Origin of the sequence: Fibrobacter succinogenes, from assembly GCF_902779965.1 — a bacterium.
Classification (GTDB): Bacteria; Fibrobacterota; Fibrobacteria; order Fibrobacterales; family Fibrobacteraceae; genus Fibrobacter; species Fibrobacter succinogenes_F.
Genome location: NZ_CACZDK010000004.1, coordinates 193028 through 211564 on the forward strand (window position 1 = coordinate 193028; position 18537 = coordinate 211564).

The window sequence follows — 18537 nt, forward strand, 5'->3', positions numbered from 1 at the left end:
TATTGGTTATAATTATTTCGTTTTGCGCTTTGCGGGCATATCAAATAAGATTTTAAATGCAGCAAGGAATTCAAAGGCATCAGAGTATGTCCAAATAGAAATAATTGCCTGACTAGCATTCCATTCTCCTTTAGAGTCATAACTGATAAATTTCACAATGTAATGATCCTTACTCCATTGAAAATGAAACTCTACAGAATGCCATCGCTTTGAATAAATGCAAAAAGATTTGGGATTATCATCAAATCCATAACCGTTTTCTTTAGCAACGGCCTGAAAAATTTGATGTATCTTTTCACATAAATCATCAATTTCTTTCTTTTTACTAGCCATAACAGCCTCCATTGTTTACACCTATGGAGTCAACCCCTGCAAAACAGCAATGAGCCTTGCCAAATTTGTATGGATACAAAAAAGGCGTAGATCGTTGCGGTTTACCTAGATGAGGCTCTGCAATGCCTGTATTCGATAAACGCAAACGACCCACGCCCCAAAAGGGCTGTTGCCTTTTGGTTATACGACCAAAGACCGACCAAGCAGTCGGCACAGCAAACTGAGATACACCGCAAAACGGCATACCTGCGTGAGCGTTCGCCTTGTCCTCGAATACTTGAAATTTGCAGATTTCATCTAGAGAACAAGAGCTAAACTCTCTAATATGTCCATTCTAAAAAATAACTTAAAATCAAACCGAGTTCAAAGAAAATTTACAGGAGCGTTCGTTTTTGTGACAAAAATGGCGTTTTTGAGCCAAATTGCAAAGGTAAAGTGTAATCCGACTTGGAAGAAAGGCAGACGCAGGATGGCTACATAGCACCCCATTGACCTCAAAAAACGAAAAATGTATATTATGGGTGGAGGTCTCATCATGGATAAGGAATACATGAAAATGCTGCTCGAAATGCTTAAACAGACTCCTAAAACCAAAGAGGAGGCTATAGAGCATTTGCAGAAAATCGGAGTTCTGGACCGTAAAGGCGAACTCGTCAAATCCCATTGAGGAAATTTGCCATGTTGGAATCCAGACCGAACCTGTATGTCGGCTACCATGGTTGCAGCGAAAAACATGGTGAAGAATATTTACGTCTAGGTACTCGAAAGAAAATCCACATAAGCGAATCTGATTACGAATGGCTTGGCAGGGGTTTCTATATCTGGGAAAACAATTATACGCGTGCATATGAATGGCGAGCCAAGGAATACAAGACAACCGAGAAGCCTTTTGTTATCGGAGTCATTTACTCGCTTGACGAATGTCTCGATTTGACAGACTCCAAATATCTCGACCTCGTATCTCAAGCATATGCAAGCCTAAAAACAGCATTCGACACAGCACACAAGCCCCTTCCTGTAAATCAGGAATTCAACAAACATAAGTCATCGGGCATTCGAGGTAAACGCTTATTGGATTTTGCAGTTTTGGAAGAACTGCATAGCACAATGGACAATCCTAATTCACAAAACAAATTCGATCCTTGGGTTCGCAAAGACGGGAAAGTGGTCAAGCCATTTGACACTGTTCGCTCTGCGTTTTACGAAGGCGAATCAGTTTACAAAGGTGCGACATTTCAAAAAAAGAATCACATTCAAATTTGTATCAAAAACCTCAACTGCATTAAGGGATTTTTCCGTCCGTTGGACATGAAATAACTCTCGAGAAATCATAAACTTTACTATAGAGTCCTTGGTTGGTGAATGTCGGCTCTATGCCGTGTGTTTCTTTGGAAACCTAGCCGCTGAAGGAATTTTTTTTGCCAAAAAACCTTAAAAATAAAAATGTCTCCCCTGAGGCACATCAACGAGAGGTGCAAGGAGTCCATATACCCATTCGCCATAACACGCAGGAGCTTGATGGTTCAACCGTCAAAAGGTATATTTTAAAAGGATATTCAACCGGAGTAAGGTATGCTTGATGTTTGCGAATGCATAAAACCCGACTCATATGTCAGTTCCAACATTGACAATGTTATGACCTTTAATCTGCTTAAAATCATTCAACTATCCGAACGAGATGTCCAAGCCGGAAGAACGGAATCAGCAACATCAGCATTCCAGGAACTAAGGCAGAAATACAATGTCGCAAGATGACGTTTACAATGTAATTGTATCTCGATTCACAAAAAAGATTTCTATTGCAAAAAGACGCAGGCTCGAATAAGTCTGCGTCTTTTTCTTTTGGGGCGGGGTAAGCCAGGCGTTACAGAAACCCCGGCGACTCGACCATAGCCATGCGAGCATGGCTGCGGCACTCGCCTTGCATGGTTTTGCGGGTGCGGCGACGGAGCACCCGTTGTGAGCCTAGAGCGACTCGTATTAACGAGTCGTGTAGGCGACCTTTGACCACTTAGTGCTTTAGCACTTATGTGGGCATGGCGACCTTTAGGTGGGAGTGAGACGTTAGCCGAACGGTCTTTAGAGAGGGTTGCGGAAGACCCGACGACTTTTTTGCGCATAAAGGAGGTGCCCGCTCGATGGCGGGCATGACATGCCGCTTTTTGCATTTGAATGTCGGGGCTGAAGCGAGGGGGATACTTCCCCCTTCATAATAGGTTACAGGATAGACTCTATAGAATTTTATTTCTTTAGGCAGCGGACGAGTTTCGCGCCTTTTTTGTTGTATAAGTCGGAACCATTTGTTTTATTGTACATATCAAAATAATAATAGTTACCCTTATTGCCAGTAGAGCTACTCATCCAAAAATCATCTCGGCTAGTCCATTTGTATTTTCCATCAGAGGTACGGAAACCAGAACCTTGTATATAAAGCCGATCAATATTACCGCTTACAGCAGACCATTCGCTTTCCGTAGGGAGGCGCCAGCCGCTAGGACAAGCCTTTTGAGCGGCCTTCCATGTATAAAAGCGACCTTTCGATGAACAATACGATTCTGCATTCGTATAGCACCAGCTTTCTTTTGTCTTAAAATCTAAACTTTGAGCCATCCACACAGTTCCACCAATATTTGCAACCTTATATGATTTCAAATCGCGGGGGTCATGGAACACAACATTCGCAGCGGCAAGACTGTCATCCTTGACGCAACGGACAGAGTACCCTGCAGTCTTTCCAAAAACGGGTGTTCCATACGTTTTCATATTTGACAGCAAGCCCCATTCAAAAGCTTCTTTTTCATCTGATTCAGTAGAAGTCCAAAAATCGCCGTTACTACCAAGCCCACCAAATACAGTGTCCGTACCATCAAAGGAGCGAGAACCTGCCAAAAGCCCAGCAAAACCATATTCATCTTTAAAATTGCAATAAGCACATGCTGCAGCCAGGCCATCCTTTTTTCTATCTACACCTTCAAACAAGTCTTGCCACTCTGTTGCTTCAGGGAAATGCCGCCCTTCCGGGCAAACGCCACGAACGGGGTAAATCGGAGTACACTTTTTTCCTTTGCCACACCCTTTTGCGTTATTCGAAAAAGTTCCGGCACTATCCATTGCGGCAGATCATGAGTACAGACGTCAATACTGAGCGCAATTGCGTTTATCATTATCATAGCACCAGGAGTTTCCAATTAGTCCCGGAGCAGCAATGGTATCGCCATAATTCAAGTTTTGCGCCATCCAGACCAGGTTTCCAATTTTCACAAATTTATATGTAGCGCCATCTCTGGAATCCACAAACGTATTTGGGGCTTGAGCAGTGGCCTTTGCTTGAGAATTAGCCATCGTTCGAGATTCCTGTTTTTGGGGTTCCGCGGCAGGGACTTATTTTTCAGTTTGCTTTTGTTTTCCCTTGCTTAATGATTTTAAAAGGCCCTTCAACGACGACTTGGCGCAAGCCGGTTCAGCAACAAGCATAAGAACCGTAAGAAAGAATGCAACCCTATTCAATTTTATCATATTCATTTAACTATCCCATTGGATGGATATACCTATCCGGTTCACTTTCACCACAAATGTAAATAAAAAGGAGATTCCGCATCAGTCCCGTCTGATGTTTAAAACTTTAAACAATGAGGGCTTTAAATAGTCAGTTCACAACCTTCAACGTCGGCCGCGGTACTAAATCATTTTGTTTTTTTTCGCTCCTAACGGTAATTCACTTTAAAAAGCTATTGAGAAAACGAGTCCCGCAGTTCCTAGGGCGAGAAGTCCTAAACCTATGACAGCACCTTTTTCGAATTTATCGCGTGATGCAGGTTCGTCTACACCGAAAGAGTACACCAAAGCCATGAGTCCGCCGAACATTAATATTGGCGACATTGCTCCTGTTGCGACTTTCCAGCTATTGTCCGATGTTGTATCAGATGTTTCTATACGTGATTCCACAGTCTCGTTTACTTTATTTATAGTTATCGATGGCGAATCCAGGGATATTGCAAACGCGTTTGAAATAATCAGTGTAAGGCAAAGAAGTAATACCGACAAAAGTTTCATATAAACAATATAACATAATGTGAGCTCCTCTCTTGATTGTGGTGTAGATTTATGGACGGAAAATGCGTGCGTCTAGAATTTTAGCGAATCGACAGCCCGCGTCTTGTCAACATTCCATTAACAACACAAAAGTTCAACTTCCCCCCCTCCTATATAAAAAACCGTACTTTTTGCCCTAATGAGCACTACGATTTTTTTTGCCAGGATTTTTTTTCTAAATTTCGAGCCATGAATCAAGAAACACCCGATACTACTCTAGGTTTATCTAACGTCAATCACCTAGAACGACTTTATGACGGCTGGTTCCTGGATTACGCCAGCTATGTGATTTTGGACCGTGCAGTCCCGTATTTTGAAGATGGACTGAAGCCTGTCCAGCGCCGTATTTTGCATTCCATGTTCGAAAACCACGATGGTCGTTACCAGAAGGTAGCAACGATTGTCGGTCGAACGATGGCTTACCACCCGCATGGTGACGCCTCCATCGGCGATGCTCTTGTGGGCCTCGGTCAGAAGAATTTGCTCATCGACACCCAGGGTAACTGGGGCAACCCCTACACGGGCGACCGCGCTGCCGCCCCCCGTTATATCGAAGGCCGCCTCACGCCGTTCGCTGTTGATGTCGTGTTCAACCCCGAAACAACGGAATGGATCCCGAGTTACGATGGCCGTAGCGAAGAACCGGTCACGCTCCCGGTCAAGTTCCCGTTGCTTTTGGCTCAGGGCGTCGATGGTATCGCAGTCGGTCTTTCGACTTCCATCCTCCCCCACAACTTCCGCGAACTCTGCGAGGCTAGCATCGCCTGTTTGCGCGGCAAGAAGTTTACGCTTTACCCGGACTTTTTCACGGGCGGCATTATCGACGTGTCGGACTACAACGACGGTCAACGCGGGGGCAAGGTCAAGGTCCGCGCGAAGATTGAAAAGGTCGATAACAAGACGCTCGCCATCCGCGAAATCCCGTACGGCACCACGACCGTGAGCTTGATTGAAAGCATTGTCAAGGCAAACGACAAGGGCAAAATCAAAATCAAGCACGTGGACGACAACACGAGCCAGGGCGTCGAAATTCTCGTACACTTGCAGCCGGGGACGGACCCGCAGGTGGCCATTGACGCGCTTTACGCCTTCACGGACTGCGAAAAGTCGCTTTCGCCGTGCACATGCGTCATTATTGACAAGCACCCGAAATTCGTGGGCGTCTCGGATATTCTCAAGCTGAACACGGAACATACCGTGAAACTTTTGGAATGGGAACTGGCCAACGAGCTCAAGCACCTCGAAGACAAGTGGCACATGACCACGCTCGAAAAGATCTTTATCGAGAAGGAAGTCTACGAGGTCATCAAGAAGGCCAAGGACCGTGAACAAATTATCCGTCTCGTTCGCGAAGGACTTACGCCGTACCTCAAGCGCCTGCACCGCAAAGAAGTTACAGACGAAGAAATCGGCAAGCTCATCGAAATCCCGATCCGCCGTATAAGCCATTACGACCGCGAAAAGGCCGACCAGCTCTTGAAGGAACTGGAAGAGAGCATCGCAACCTGCAAGTACAACCAGGAACATATCATTGACTACGCCGTGAACCACTTCAAGAACATCTTGAAGAAGTATGGCGAAGGCAAGGAACGTCGCACGCAGATTGCCGAATTCGGTAAGGTGAACGCTGTACACGTGGCGCTTGCAAACCAGAAGCTCTACGTGAACCGCAAGGAAGGTTTCGTGGGTACCGGCATGAAGAAGGAAGAATACCTCTTCGACGTGTCCGAATACGATGACTTGATCGTGTTCAAGGCCGACGGTAGCTTCAAAGTCGTGAAGGTCAGCGACAAGGACTTTGTCGGTAAGGACATCATCCTCGTTGAAAAGTTCAACAAGGACGACGAACGCCATATCTATAACGTCATCCACCAGGATGGCAAGGACGGCTACGCTTACATCAAGCGCTTCAACGTCGGTGGCGTGACCCGCGACAAGGATTACTACATGGGCAAGAACAAGCCCGGTAGCAAGATTCTTTACATGTCGAGCAACATGAACGGCGAAGCCGAAGTCGTGGAAGTCATCTTGAAGCCGCGTCCGCGTATCAAGCTGAACTTTGAAGTGGACTTTAGCGAAGTCGAAGTCAAGGGCCGTGGCGCACTCGGCAATATCGTTTCGAAGTACCCGGTCAAGACGGTCAAGAGACTCCGCAAGGGCGTTTCGACGCTTGGCGCAAGAGTGCTTTACTTCGATGCTCCGAGCGGTATCGTCTCGACGCAGAAGAAGGGCGATTGCCTCGGTGAATTTGGCGAAAACGACAAGTTGCTCATCATCAAGCAAGATGGTAGCGCACGCGTGCACAACATGGCAGACCCGATTCTCGTGGGTTCGAACATCAAGTATCTGCACAAGTACGACCCCGCACAGGTCTTTACGGTACTTTACTTCGAAGGCTCGAATTTCAACTACATGGTCAAGCGCTTCAACCTCGAAGGCTGCCCCATGACGACGGAATTCAGCGTGGTCTCTGACCACAAGGACACGAAGCTCATCGAGCTCTTTGCAACAGATGACGCCCGCGAACTGATGGAATACCAGGTGGGTCGCGAAGTCCAGAAGGAAGAACTTGACTTGACGGAAATTGCGGAAGTCAAGGGCTACAAGGCTCTCGGCAGCAAGTTCACCGCCAAGAAGATCAAGCGCGTGAGCCGCATTTCGCCGGCAGACCCGTTTAGCGACGGAAGTGGCGAAGGCGACGCAAGCGAAAGCGAAGACCCGAGCTTGTTCTAGAAAAGAAAGCTCCGCTTTGATGTCATGCCCGCCTCCGTGCGGGCATCTCCTTTTTTAGGACGAGAAGGTGATTCCCGATTAAATCGGGAATGACAATTCGAGGGGGCTCGCAATGACGGAATTAATGAATTATGCCCCGCAGAAGCGGGGCATTTCTTTTTACATTCAATAAAGGGCGCTATTTAAAATCTCTATTCATTAGAATCTCGATCCACCCACCCCAAATAAACTTTCAAATAAAATCGCGGTCCCCTTTTAAGTTCGTATGTATTCGTAACCACATAAGCATACGATGCAGAAACTCTTAAAACCATAAAATTAATGTTCAAATCAGCATGTGGTCTGAAATAGAATTTACGACCGGGACTAAAAGCAAACCAATCCATCTTATAACCAGCACTCACCGATACAGGAATCCAACCCTTCCAAAAGAAATATTCCACGGTTGGATTCAACAAGAACAAAGTCCAAAAAAAGCTATTCATCAGAATATCGTCATCATGGCGGCCTTCACCACGTAACACAACAAACGGAAGGAAAGCAAAAGAAACAAACGAGTTTATCCCTGATACTCTATGGTCAAAATGACTCGTATCACTTCTATCCGAAATCATGTGGTAACTAAATACATCAGCATTCAGATAAAGATTTTTCCCAACCGGAATTCCACCTTCCAAGGTCATACTAAAATCTTCATTATAAACAGCTTTATCATTGACATGATCAGTCCACCCTGCACCTTCACCTCCAAAAAAAAAATCCATCAGCAAAAGCATGGGAACAGAAGAATATCAAACAACATAGAATCACTATTCGACGCATAAATCATACCCTCCAAAATTTCAATACAAGATACTGTTAAAGAATATCTCTGTTCAAGAGTTCGCCGTGACTGAGTTCCAAACGGCGGAAGGGGCTGTTCAGATAAAAGTCCGGATTATGCGTTGCCATGAGGATGGTCGTTCCGCGGGCATTGATTTCCTTGAAAATGCAGAAGACTTCTTCAGCGTTTTTCGGGTCCAAGTTACCGGTCGGTTCGTCAGCCAAAAGCAAATACGGGTTGTGCACCATCGCACGGGCAATCGCCACGCGCTGCTGTTCACCGCCCGAGAGCGTGTAAGGCATTGCAAAGCGCTTTTGGCTAATGCCCACGAGCGCAAGCGCATCAAAAACCGCACCGTTAATCTTGTTACTCGGAGTCCCCACAATGCGGAGTGCAAGCGCTACATTTTCAAAAACGTTCCGGTCCGGCAAAAGTTTAAAGTCCTGGAAAATAATTCCCATCTTGCGGCGGAGCGCCTGGATTCTATCGTCCGGAGTATTCTTGCTATCGTACAGAACATTGTCCGAGAACTTGACCATCACCTGGCCGCCACGCAATTCATCCGGACGTTCGTCCATATAAATTAAGCGCAAAAGCGTTGATTTTCCAGCGCCAGAATGCCCCGTCAAGAAAACAAACTCGCCCTTGTTTATACGGAAGGTGACGTTGTTCAACGCCTTCCAGTTGGCTTCGTAAGATTTCGTGACGTGGGTAAAATGAATCATATTATTCCGTCATTCTGATTTCGACAAGGACTTCTTTGCGCCACTTTTTGATAAGCCTTTCGAGCTTTTCATTTTCCAAGTGCGTTGCAGCCATGAGTTCAATTTTGCCGTAATCTTCTTCGAGCGTGAGTTCGCGCACCTGACGAGAATCATCCAAACGGAACAAGTGATAAGCACCGTCAATCATGACCGGTTCCGAAATTTCACCAACACTTAAGTTAGCAACCGGATCTACATAAGCGGGTTCCATTTCGTTACGCTGGAACCAGCCAAGCAAGCCTCCCTGGAAGTTGCTGGACTTGTCTTCACTAAACTTCTTAGCGGCCGTTGCGAATTGTTCCTTTGTCGTAATAGCTTTGCGGAGCGAATCGGCGAGCGCCACCACAGCCGCAGTATCCTTTGCCGTCGGAATTGTGCGCAAGAGAATTTGTGCAGAACGCACGCCATCTTCTTTACGGCCAATCACACGGGCAATGTGCCAACCCAAGTCCGTCTTGACCGGAGTCGAAGCATAGTGACCATTCTTCAAACGAGCGATGGCCTGTTCGAAAGCCGGGTCCAAAAGGCCGCGCTTGAAATAACCGAGGTCGCCGCCCTTTGCAGCAGAGCTGTCCTGCGAGTGGTTCTTGGCCAAAAGTTCAAATTTGATACCGAGGTTCAAGCTATCAATCAAGGTTTCGGCCACATGCTTCACGGAGTCCACAATCATGGAATCCGGTTTCACAGGAATCTGGATGTGGCTGAGCAAAACGCAGTTGAACTGGCGCGGGAGCGAATCCTTGTAATCCTTGTAGAACGCATCCACTTCTTTTTTGGTCGGGTGAATGGTGCCCACGTGGAGCTGACGCACACGGGAAATTTCCATATGCGTGCGGATTTGCTTACCAAGCTGTTCACGGTACTGGATCATAGAAAGGCCAAGTTGCGCACGAACAGCCTTTTCAAGAGTCGCCATGTCGATTTTTTGGCTTGCGGCAATCGACTGCAAATGAGCAGTCACACGCTGATCCACTTCGGCTTCCGTAATCACAATCGAGTCGCGGTCAATGCGGCTGAGCAAAACTTTTTCTTCAATCAAGCGGTTCAGAACAGCTTCTTTCTGTTGCGCTTCCGTCATGTTCGAAGCTTCAGGCGTATCCTGGAACCTGTAAAGGTTGTTCATAAACTCCGAACGCATAATCGGCTTGCCATCGACAACAGCAGCAATGCCTTCCATCAACACCGGATCGGCAAAGCAAGCAGTACACAGGGCAAAAACTAAAGAGGCAATACGATTCATTATTTTTCCTTTTCACTAAGTACGTTCATCTTCGTAATTATGGGAATACCCGTTTTCCATTCGTCCTTGAGGCGCTTCAAAACGACGTTCTGGTGTTCCATCCAAGCTTGCATGGAAACATCTTCAATCACCTCATCAAGCGGACGCGCGTCAGCGGAATCAAGACGGTTTGTAATCACCGCAATCTTTGCAGCGCCGTCGCAAACTTTCATCGGCGTAATACGCCCAACAACAGCCTTATGAATCGACGGAATCATGCACGGATCCGGCGTTTTATCGACAGCATCGAATTCCCTCATGCGCTTTACCAATCGGTGATTCGGCGGAATCGATTCAAACTTGGTGTTCTTGAATTCCTTGTAATAAAGCACAGAAGACTTCCAGTCGCCAAACGAAAGAATCGCGCCCGAAACTCTTGTCTTTCCGTTCAAATAAAGATTCTTGTTCTTATGATAAAAGTCAATTTTTTCGCCGTCGCTCACCATCATCGTATCGAGGAAGGTCTGCATGTAGTAATCGGCTACAATTTTACGCTTCGTACGTTCGAGCATGCGGATTAGCGCAGAATCATTGAGCGCACCGTTTTTCACAGCCTGCTGGTAAACAAGTTCTTCATCAATCCAGTGCTGCAAAAAGAGAATGCGTTCGTTGTCGCCCCAGGAATCCCAATCAGGAGCATACGTATAAATCTCCGACTGGTGCAACTTGGAGTCACCCACCGTAACAATCACGGGGTCTTCGGACTTGCAGGCGGCAAAAAGCACCAAACTAAAAGCAAGTAATATTCGAATAAGAGATTTCATCGCGTCAAATTTAGCAAATTCAGAACCATGAGAGTACTTAAAGACGTCCAAAACGACCTTTCAACCTCGCCAAAGCGTCTTCTTCCACAATATCTTCGACATCACCACCTTTGCGCTTGTATTTCAAGATTTCGAAATCTTCAAGCAGCGCCTTCGCCTGTAGGTAAAGATCGGCATAATCCCCGTTATCTACCGGCGTGCGGTCGATTTTTCCGAGGAGTTCGCGAGCATTCTTGAGTTCGTGATCCTTGAGGTAACGGGCCTTGAGGTACGGGCGGAAATATTCGCGAAGCGTGTTGGCAGAAAGTTCAGTGTTTTCGCGAGCGGCGCCGGAATCGAGGGATCCACCCAGAAGCGGCGAGACTGCGCACAGACGTTCAAACAAAGTAAGCTCTTTTTGGTACGCCGAATGGATCGCTATTATTATTTTATTTTTTAAAATCGATTTTTCGTTTGCATTGCGCATGTTCACGCTGAAATCTTTGAGGATATTCCAGCATTTGACAAACGCATCAGCACCAACAAGGCCTGATTCATATGTAGCACGCACAAGCGAGAGGCGGATTTCTTCATCTTCGCTGCGGGTATTTGCGGCAAGGCTCCTGAAGTCGCGAATCTTTTTGCCACGCGAAAATTCAAGTCCTGAAAAACGAACACAGCGATTGGCATCAAGGCCGTCGGCAGCAAGCGATTTTGCAACCCAAATCTTGAGCGCCGTTTCAAAGCCATCAGAATAAAGCCCACCCGTTTCAAGCATATTCAAGCGGTCGGCAATGAGTTGCTTTTTCTCTTCGGAAAGCGAAGTCTTTTGCTGTGCGGGATGTGATGCAGTATCGAGATGCGACGCCGTTTCGAGACGCCCGCTCTCTACACGTTTGCGGAAAGATTGCCAGAAGCGGGATTCATCCGCACCCATCAACGCAGACTCGCCCAAGCGCCAGCCAAAGCGCATTTCTTCAAGCGGAAAGTCAATTCCAAACGTCACAATCGCCGGGCGAACCGCCAAGAACATGCGATAAGAGCCCCATTCTGGAGAAATTTCGAGTTTATAAGGTTCCGGGAAGCCGGGCTTCGAAACAACCAAATGCAAACGCAAATGATTTTCTTTGTCGGGATTCACCGTCGGGACATCGATGCTAGCGCCGTTTGCACCCGAGCGAATTTCCTTTGTATTCGAAAGGACCTCGTAAAGCAACAATAGAGGCGCTTTATGCGGAAAGTTATCAAGCGCTGCATAAAATTCATCGTCAATTGCGGTGCGTTTTGCTTCGAGCAATTTCTTGACGCTCTTGGGCATTTCACGAATCACAGATTCAATCATCCATTCGCGCCATTGCTGAATGCTCATCGCAAATTTTGCCGGAGAAATTTCAGTCAGCAAATCATAAGGCAACGAGAGCGTTATGCCATCACAATCGCGAGTCGCATCAAAAACCATTTCGCCTGTGACAACGCGCTCGCCAATACGGAAATGCTCGATGGAACCGCCGAGAGTAGGGGCGACATCTTTAAACTTGACTGGATTCTTCACCCTTTCAGGGTTCAGAATGACGTTGCCTGCATTCGTCTTCCCAAGCGCTACATTCGTCATCCTGAGCGCAGCGAAGGATCCAGTGCGGAACCCGTCAGCATCACTTGTCCAAGTTGTTCCGGTCGTGCCGCCATCCAACTGGTCCAGCCAATACTTTTCATCAAATTTCAAAAATTGGTCGGTGTGCTCGTGAATGTAATCCTTGAGCGTCTTAATAGAGTTTACTTTGCACGCAATTCGCGTGTAGTATTCCACAAGAGCATCTTCGCTCGGAGCAAGCCCGAACTGGCGTTTACGCGCTTCGAGGGCATGCAGATTTTCAACGACGCGATCGTTGTGCGTCATGAACGGGAACGGACGCGCCACCTCGCCCATCACCACTGCTTCACGCCAAAAAATCTGGGCGCAGTCTTCGGGATTTACGCGAGCATAATCCACACGATGGCCACGGCTAATCACAAGTCCGCGGAAGCTCACTTCTTCAACCGCTTCGACAAAGCCGCGTTCCTTGTTCCATGTCGGTTCAAACCAGCGACGCGTACAAAACGGTTCTGCCACTTGCAAAATCCATTCCGGCTTGATTTCGGCAGCCTTCGTGAGGAACGTGCGGCTTGTTTCGCGCACTTCGGCACTGAAAAGCCATTCCACGCTCTTGGCGTACAAATCACTGCCGGGGAACACATGCGTTTCGCGGCCGCTCACCAAGCGGTAACAGCCGTTTTCGATATCGCGGTGCGCAATCCCGCCCAAGAATCCGGAGAGAAGCGCAATGTGCAAATTGTCGCGATGGAACGAATCGAACGGACAAACTTTATTTTCAAACTTCACTTCAAGAATGCGACTGAACTGTTCGTACAAATCCACCCATTCACGCAAGCGCAAAAAATGCATGCTGTTCTTGTCGCAGAACTTGCGGAGTTTGTTCCAAGTTTTGCCGTCCCAGTCCGTGCAGAACGCATTCCACATCGAAACGTAAACGAGAAAGTCGCTCTTGTGACCGCAGAATTTTCGGTGCAACTGACGGATGCGAGTGCGTTCCGGTTCATCGTTCGGCACCACACGCGGATCCTGGATGCTAAGTGCCGAGCACACAATAAGCGCAGGCTGCAAAACGCCCAAATCACGGGCGCGCAAAAGAACCGCCGAAAGCGACACGTCCATCGGGAGGCGCGTCATATCGCGGCCAAGCTTAGTCACGTGACCGCTAGAATTATCAGCGGTGAGCGCACCCAGTTCAAACAACGTCTTGTAAGCGCCGCGAAATGCCGAATGCGGAGGCGACTGCAAGAACGGGAAGTTTTCAAGTTCCAGCCCGAGGCTGCGCAACTGCAAAACGACGTTCGCAAGATTGCTACGGCGAATTTCTGGCTCCGTGAATTCATCGCGCTTTTCGAAATTTTCGGGAGAGTAAAGGCGAATGCACACGCCGGGCTTCACGCGCCCCGCGCGTCCAGCGCGCTGCCGCGCGCTGGCCTTCGAAATTTCTTCGACGGGAAGCCCTTGGATTCTCGCCTGCGCATTGTAGCGCGAGATTCGAGCCATACCCGTATCGACAACGTAAGCAATGCCCGGAATCGTAAGCGATGTTTCAGCAATGTTCGTCGCCAAGACCACACGCGTCTTGCCTGTATGCTTGAAAATACGGCGCTGTTCGTCAGGACTCATGCGTCCATACAACGGAAGCACATCAAAAGTCGCGGCATCCAGCTCATGCGCAAGCTCGCCCGCCAAGTCCTGAATGTCGCGTTCCGTCGGCAAAAAGCAGAGCAAATGGTCGCGATGTCGCGTTTCCAAATCGAGAATCGCATCACGCGCTTCTTCAATCAACCCCGAATCGCCCTTGCCACTGATATCACGACCGAATCCTCTCTCGTCTCTCGTCTGTAGGGCTCCGCCCGTTCTCGTATCTGAGAAATAATACTCGACATCCACAGGATACGTGCGGCCTTCGGCCTCCATCACGCAACTGTTGTCATAAAATTCTTCAAAAAGTTTTGCGTCAAGCGTTGCCGATGCAACAATCAACTTGAAATCCGGACGACGAGAAAGTACCGTCTTGAAAATGCCAAGCAAGATATCGATGTTCAACGAGCGTTCATGCGCTTCGTCAATCATGATGGCGTTGTACTGCCGGAACAAGCGGTCCTTGCGGAACTCCTGCAACAAGATACCGTCCGTCATCACCTTGATGGGGGCTTCATTTGTACCTTGTTCCCAGAAACGAATTTTCGTCGAGACAAGCTCTTCGTCCTTGAGTTCTTCGCGCAAGCGGTCGGCAATGGAAATCGCCGCTAAACGCCGAGGCTCGGTAACGCCGATTTTAAAGGAACAGGTATTAGGTTTTAGGTTACAGGATTTAGGAGTCTCCGAATGACACTCCCCATCACTTCCTACTTCCGACTTCCTACTGTCTACTTTTTCTAAAAACCACTCTAACAAAAACTTCGGTAATTGCGTAGATTTGCCGGAACCCGTATCGGCCTTGACAATAATAACTTGATGTTTTTCTAAAAGCTCAAAAAACTCATCCCGATGTTCAACAACAGGAAGCTCAGGATATTCAATTTTCAAATCGGTTAATTGCATTCTAGCTATGAGGTCGCAGCTACGCTGCTTTCAGGTATGAGCTATGGGGTCGTGCCTTCGGCACTTTGAGGTATGGGGAATGGGCTTATTGTAACAAGAAAAGTCCAACGCAATTTCAAAGGAGCTTTTGCTCCGTGCCCATAGCCCAAAGCGACTGTAAGGAGCGTGCTCATTCCTTAATATGCCCGCATTTGTCGCAGGTGAGTTTGTAGCTGTTATCGGGGTCCACCACCATCACGCCATCGCATTCCGGCACTTCGCAGGGGAGTTCCCCCGGCATCACTTCTCTGTAAGTCTTTTTTTCTTCCATAATGCACTGAATATAGAAATTCGTGCCCCCGCACCGCCAATACATTACTTATTTTTTTAGCATGGAAAACGCAAAAACAGTCAAGCAATCTCAAGTCGAAACCCGCGACATCGTTCACCCTTCCGACGTCAACGCCTACAATTTCGTATTCGGCGGACACATGATGTCGCTCCTCGACAAAGCCGCCTGCATCGCCGCCTACACGCACGCAAGGCGCAGAGTCACAACGATTTCCATCGACAATGTACGCTTTTTCAAGCCGGCAACCGTCGGCACAATTCTCACGATTAAAGCCTCCGTGAACCGCGTGTTCAACACTTCATTAGAAGTCGGTCTCAAAGTCGTCGGCGTTCACCCGCAAATTTCGTGGCAGCCCGAAGTCATTTGCCACGCGTACATGACATTTGTCGCTCTGGACGAAAGCGGCAAGCCCACCCCTATTCCCTCCATCATCCCCGAAACCGAAGACGAAATCCGCCGTTTCGAAGAAGCCGAAATCCGCCGCAACGCAAGAAAAGCGCTTGCAGATCAGTTAAAGTAAAAATACAAATAAATTCCTTCGTCTAAAAAACACTGGTTACAGTCGAAAACATTTTCACCAAAAAGCCCCTTTGACGTTAGGGGTCTCGTTTCTAGATTTTCACACATGAAAAAGATCGACGTCAAGGACCGTTCGCTCATTAGCCTTTCATGGCCGCTAATCCTCACATTCGCCGTGAGCATGATCCAGCCCATGATGGACAGCTGGTTTTTGTCGCGCACTTCCGAAACCGCAGCCGCGGGCGTTGGCGCCATGCTTCCCATTCTCGGGGCTCTTTTCACCGCGCTCCACGCATTCTCACAATCGGGCGCCAGCATTGTTTCGCAGTACATTGGCGCAAAACAGAACAGCCACGCGAGCAGCACACAGACGATGGTCCTTTTCGGGAGCATTCTTCTCGGCATCGCGCTCACGCTCGTCATTTATCCACTTTCCGGAAACATTCCGCAATGGATGGGACTCACAGAAGCACCTGCTGAATTCGCTACGCAATTTTTAAGCGTTGTTTCATTCGGATTCGCTTTCCGCGCCTTGCAAACCATTTTGACCGCCCTCATCGCAACACACGGCCTTACCATTTGGAACCTTATCGGGAACACGCTCACAATTGCCACAAACGCCGCTTTGAACGTCGTATTCCTCGAAGGACTTTTTGGACTCCCTAAAATGGGCGTTCACGGCGTGGCCCTCGCGACCGCACTTTCTTGGCTTATTTCTTCGTGCATCCTTTGGCTTGTACTCAAGTTCAAAGTGCACCACCACAGCAAAATTCGCGACTGGAAACGTACCCGCGTTCTTTTGCCCGACTGGATCCGCATCGGCCTCCCCGCCGCAGCAGAGCCCATCAGTTTCCAGCTTTTCCAAGTGTTCATCACCGCGATGGTCGTCTACATCGGCACAACCGCAATGACCGCCCGCGTGTTCGCAGGAAACTTTGCCGCACTTTCCGTCATTCTCGGAGTCGGCCTTGGCAGCGGAAACCAGATTCTCGTGGCGCACCTCGTCGGTGCACATGACTACGTCAAAGCAAACCGTCGTGTTCACCAAACACTCGCCGTGGGCATCATCAGCGGATTCTTGCTATCCGTCGCTGTCGCGCTCCTCGGCGAACACTTGCTCAGGCTCTACACCGACAATCCAGAAGTTCTCCGCCTCGGGAAAATTTGCCTTTGGTGCGATGTCGCTGTGCAGCCGTTCAAAGCTGTAAACTTTATTGTCACCACATCGCTCCGTGCTGCAGGCGATTCCAAATTCCCAGCGCTCGTAGGTAGCGGCATGATGTGGACGCTTGGGCTTGCAACATCGCTTATCCTCGCATTCGTTGTCGGGCTCGGACTCCCCGGCCTTTGGCTTGGCATGGCCGCCGACGAATTCTACCGTTCGTTCGCCAACATTTGGCGCTGGCGTAGCGGCCGCTGGAAAAGCAAGGCTGTGGTATAAATAGAACTTAGTTGGCGGAACTTAGAACTTAGATTTAAAGTGATTATGCAAAAGTCCGGCGGGAAAGCCGGACTTTTTAACTAAAGAACTTCATCAATTTACGATTAACCGAGAGCGGCCTTGATGGCGAGAACATCAGCTTCGGAAAGCTCAGTGAAATCAGTAATTTCTTCAATAGGCTTGTTTTTCAACAGCATTTTCTTTGCTATTTCGCGAGCTTTTTGATTGGCACCTTTTGCGAGACCCTTTGCGAGACCCTTTGCGAGACCCTTTGCGAGACCTTGTGCGAGACCTTGTGCGAGACCTTCTTTGAGACCTTTTTCCATACCTTGTTGCAAGCCACTATCAATAGCCGCTTTATGGATTGCGTATTCATCCCACTTGGCTTTCTGTGCTTCGTCGATCATCTTCTGTTCCTCTTTCGATAATTTAGCCAATTTCGCTGTCGAAAACAAGAGCTCGAAAACCGTATTCACATACTGCTTGGGCATCTGCGTCATGTTTTTAATGTTCTTGAGAGCGTAAAGCGCCTTGTCAAGCGTTGTTTCAAGCTCATCCAAAGGCTTGTTGAACTTAGGAAGTTCTACAAATGCAAAATTGAGCGTTTCACTGATACTAGCTCCGTTCATTTCTCGAAGCTTTGCACGGCGGATGTAGCGGTCATCTGCAAACACGTTAAACTCCATGAATACCACCGTAACGACAGGATTCAATTCGTAATTGTACTTTTTACCGCGTTGTCCCTGAGCAACAATCGTCTGCGAGGCGTAATAAATCGAACGATTGACTATGTTTTTCTGAAAAAGAATCTGCACTTCGATGATGAACCTACGCTGAGCAGAATCAATACAGTGCAAGTCAAAGACAGAAGTTCGATTTTCGTTCGATCCGACGCTGTATTCCTTGTTACGGGACTGCACATCGACAATCGGTGATGCAATTTCGCCTTCAAGTACGGCGTTCAAAAGCGCAATCAGGCAAACCTTATTTTGCGTGTCGGGATTAAAAGCCTTCTTAAATGTTCTGTCGAGAAGAAGATCCGCGAAAACTCCAGCTCCTTTGTATTCTTCGAAAGTCTTTGCCTCGCCAATCATTTCACCATAGCCATTTTTTGTTTCGACCACAATATTATTTTCCATATTTTTCCAGTGTTAAAACACCCGATAATGTCGGGTTCATAGACAGAAAACCGCTCTCCGTCCATTACATTAACACGCTTTTTTAGGGCAATTTGTCCTGAAAAATTTTCACTAGACCGAAATTTTTACAATTAACAACACTATATGCAAAAGTCCGGCGGGAACGCTAGAATGACGCAGGAGCCGAGCGATGCAGAAACAT

At 47.8% G+C, this 18537-nt stretch carries 16 protein-coding genes and 1 pseudogene; 5 read left to right on the forward strand and 12 right to left on the reverse strand.

Translation table 11 applies throughout. From position 1 onward, the window contains the following. Positions 1 to 12 precede the first annotated feature (12 nt). Positions 13 to 333 (reverse strand): hypothetical protein, encoded by a 321-nt coding sequence (locus tag HUF13_RS03280; protein ID WP_173473793.1) that lies wholly within the window; start codon positions 331 to 333, stop codon positions 13 to 15. 535 nt (positions 334 to 868) lie between these two features. On the opposite strand from HUF13_RS03280, the gene HUF13_RS17225 reads away from it, so the two are divergent. Both HUF13_RS17225 and HUF13_RS03285 read left to right on the forward strand, forming a co-directional pair. Beyond that, on the forward strand, positions 869 to 1000 hold the full coding sequence (locus HUF13_RS17225) for a hypothetical protein (protein ID WP_304038764.1): 132 nt from the start codon (positions 869 to 871) through the stop codon (positions 998 to 1000). Between the two features lie 11 nt (positions 1001 to 1011). Then, positions 1012 to 1650 carry a hypothetical protein gene (locus tag HUF13_RS03285; RefSeq protein WP_173473794.1) on the forward strand — a complete coding sequence of 213 codons (639 nt, stop codon included), beginning with the start codon at positions 1012 to 1014 and terminating at the stop codon, positions 1648 to 1650. A gap of 924 nt (positions 1651 to 2574) precedes the next feature. Here HUF13_RS03285 and HUF13_RS03290 read toward each other — a convergent pair. From HUF13_RS03290 to HUF13_RS03305, 4 genes and pseudogenes are all read right to left on the reverse strand, one after another. Then, on the reverse strand, positions 2575 to 3006 hold the full coding sequence (locus HUF13_RS03290) for an FISUMP domain-containing protein (RefSeq protein WP_369697073.1): 432 nt from the start codon (positions 3004 to 3006) through the stop codon (positions 2575 to 2577). Between the two features lie 36 nt (positions 3007 to 3042). Then, positions 3043 to 3675: pseudogene (locus tag HUF13_RS17230) on the reverse strand (FISUMP domain-containing protein); the annotation flags it as partial. Positions 3676 to 3714: 39 nt separating this feature from the next. Further along, positions 3715 to 3855 carry a hypothetical protein gene (locus HUF13_RS03300; RefSeq protein WP_173473795.1) on the reverse strand — a complete coding sequence of 47 codons (141 nt, stop codon included), beginning with the start codon at positions 3853 to 3855 and terminating at the stop codon, positions 3715 to 3717. Between the two features lie 198 nt (positions 3856 to 4053). Further along, the gene (locus HUF13_RS03305) at positions 4054 to 4386 is read right to left on the reverse strand and encodes a hypothetical protein (protein WP_173473796.1); all 333 of its coding nucleotides are present in this window, start codon (positions 4384 to 4386) and stop codon (positions 4054 to 4056) included. A gap of 228 nt (positions 4387 to 4614) precedes the next feature. Here HUF13_RS03305 and HUF13_RS03310 point away from each other — a divergent pair, with 228 nt between their 5' ends. Then, on the forward strand, positions 4615 to 7158 hold the full coding sequence (locus HUF13_RS03310; protein WP_173473797.1) for a DNA gyrase/topoisomerase IV subunit A: 2544 nt from the start codon (positions 4615 to 4617) through the stop codon (positions 7156 to 7158). Between the two features lie 191 nt (positions 7159 to 7349). On the opposite strand, the gene HUF13_RS03315 is transcribed toward HUF13_RS03310, so the two are convergent. From HUF13_RS03315 to HUF13_RS03340, 6 genes are all read right to left on the reverse strand, one after another. Further along, on the reverse strand, positions 7350 to 7934 hold the full coding sequence (locus HUF13_RS03315; protein ID WP_173473798.1) for a hypothetical protein: 585 nt from the start codon (positions 7932 to 7934) through the stop codon (positions 7350 to 7352). An 82-nt stretch (positions 7935 to 8016) separates the two neighbouring features. Continuing rightward, complete coding sequence (gene ftsE, locus HUF13_RS03320; protein ID WP_173387612.1) at positions 8017 to 8706, reverse strand: cell division ATP-binding protein FtsE; 690 nt, start codon at positions 8704 to 8706, stop codon at positions 8017 to 8019. 1 nt (position 8707) lies between these two features. Further along, on the reverse strand, positions 8708 to 9985 hold the full coding sequence (locus tag HUF13_RS03325) for a peptidylprolyl isomerase (RefSeq protein ID WP_173473799.1): 1278 nt from the start codon (positions 9983 to 9985) through the stop codon (positions 8708 to 8710). Next, the gene (locus HUF13_RS03330; protein ID WP_304038766.1) at positions 9985 to 10788 is read right to left on the reverse strand and encodes a hypothetical protein; all 804 of its coding nucleotides are present in this window, start codon (positions 10786 to 10788) and stop codon (positions 9985 to 9987) included. The genes HUF13_RS03325 and HUF13_RS03330 overlap by 1 nt, the downstream gene beginning before the upstream one ends. Positions 10789 to 10825: 37 nt before the next feature. Next, positions 10826 to 14905, reverse strand: a complete 4080-nt coding sequence (locus HUF13_RS03335) for a DUF3418 domain-containing protein (RefSeq protein ID WP_173473801.1) — start codon at positions 14903 to 14905, stop codon at positions 10826 to 10828. 169 nt (positions 14906 to 15074) lie between these two features. Further along, entirely contained in the window at positions 15075 to 15215 is a 141-nt protein-coding gene (locus HUF13_RS03340) for a hypothetical protein (RefSeq protein ID WP_012820363.1), read from the reverse strand. 61 nt (positions 15216 to 15276) lie between these two features. Between HUF13_RS03340 and HUF13_RS03345 the strand changes: the two genes are divergently transcribed. Next, the gene (locus tag HUF13_RS03345) at positions 15277 to 15756 is read left to right on the forward strand and encodes an acyl-CoA thioesterase (protein ID WP_173473802.1); all 480 of its coding nucleotides are present in this window, start codon (positions 15277 to 15279) and stop codon (positions 15754 to 15756) included. Between the two features lie 105 nt (positions 15757 to 15861). After that, positions 15862 to 17196, forward strand: coding sequence for an MATE family efflux transporter (locus HUF13_RS03350; protein WP_173473803.1), 1335 nt, complete (start codon positions 15862 to 15864; stop codon positions 17194 to 17196). Between the two features lie 104 nt (positions 17197 to 17300). Here the strand turns inward: HUF13_RS03350 and HUF13_RS03355 are convergent, their stop codons facing one another. Next, positions 17301 to 18335, reverse strand: coding sequence for an Rpn family recombination-promoting nuclease/putative transposase (locus HUF13_RS03355; protein WP_173473804.1), 1035 nt, complete (start codon positions 18333 to 18335; stop codon positions 17301 to 17303). Positions 18336 to 18537 lie beyond the last annotated feature (202 nt).

Coding starts and splice junctions, on each gene's coding strand:
- HUF13_RS03280 (WP_173473793.1), bottom strand. CDS start 333: ATGGCTAGTAAAAAGAAAGAAATTGATGATTTATGTGAAAAGATACAT.
- HUF13_RS17225 (WP_304038764.1), top strand. CDS start 869: ATGGATAAGGAATACATGAAAATGCTGCTCGAAATGCTTAAACAGACT.
- HUF13_RS03285 (WP_173473794.1), top strand. CDS start 1,012: ATGTTGGAATCCAGACCGAACCTGTATGTCGGCTACCATGGTTGCAGC.
- HUF13_RS03300 (WP_173473795.1), bottom strand. CDS start 3,855: ATGAATATGATAAAATTGAATAGGGTTGCATTCTTTCTTACGGTTCTT.
- HUF13_RS03305 (WP_173473796.1), bottom strand. CDS start 4,386: ATGAAACTTTTGTCGGTATTACTTCTTTGCCTTACACTGATTATTTCA.
- HUF13_RS03310 (WP_173473797.1), top strand. CDS start 4,615: ATGAATCAAGAAACACCCGATACTACTCTAGGTTTATCTAACGTCAAT.
- HUF13_RS03315 (WP_173473798.1), bottom strand. CDS start 7,934: ATGCTTTTGCTGATGGATTTTTTTTTTGGAGGTGAAGGTGCAGGGTGG.
- ftsE (WP_173387612.1), bottom strand. CDS start 8,706: ATGATTCATTTTACCCACGTCACGAAATCTTACGAAGCCAACTGGAAG.
- HUF13_RS03325 (WP_173473799.1), bottom strand. CDS start 9,985: ATGAATCGTATTGCCTCTTTAGTTTTTGCCCTGTGTACTGCTTGCTTT.
- HUF13_RS03330 (WP_304038766.1), bottom strand. CDS start 10,788: ATGAAATCTCTTATTCGAATATTACTTGCTTTTAGTTTGGTGCTTTTT.
- HUF13_RS03335 (WP_173473801.1), bottom strand. CDS start 14,905: ATGCAATTAACCGATTTGAAAATTGAATATCCTGAGCTTCCTGTTGTT.
- HUF13_RS03340 (WP_012820363.1), bottom strand. CDS start 15,215: ATGGAAGAAAAAAAGACTTACAGAGAAGTGATGCCGGGGGAACTCCCC.
- HUF13_RS03345 (WP_173473802.1), top strand. CDS start 15,277: ATGGAAAACGCAAAAACAGTCAAGCAATCTCAAGTCGAAACCCGCGAC.
- HUF13_RS03350 (WP_173473803.1), top strand. CDS start 15,862: ATGAAAAAGATCGACGTCAAGGACCGTTCGCTCATTAGCCTTTCATGG.
- HUF13_RS03355 (WP_173473804.1), bottom strand. CDS start 18,335: ATGGAAAATAATATTGTGGTCGAAACAAAAAATGGCTATGGTGAAATG.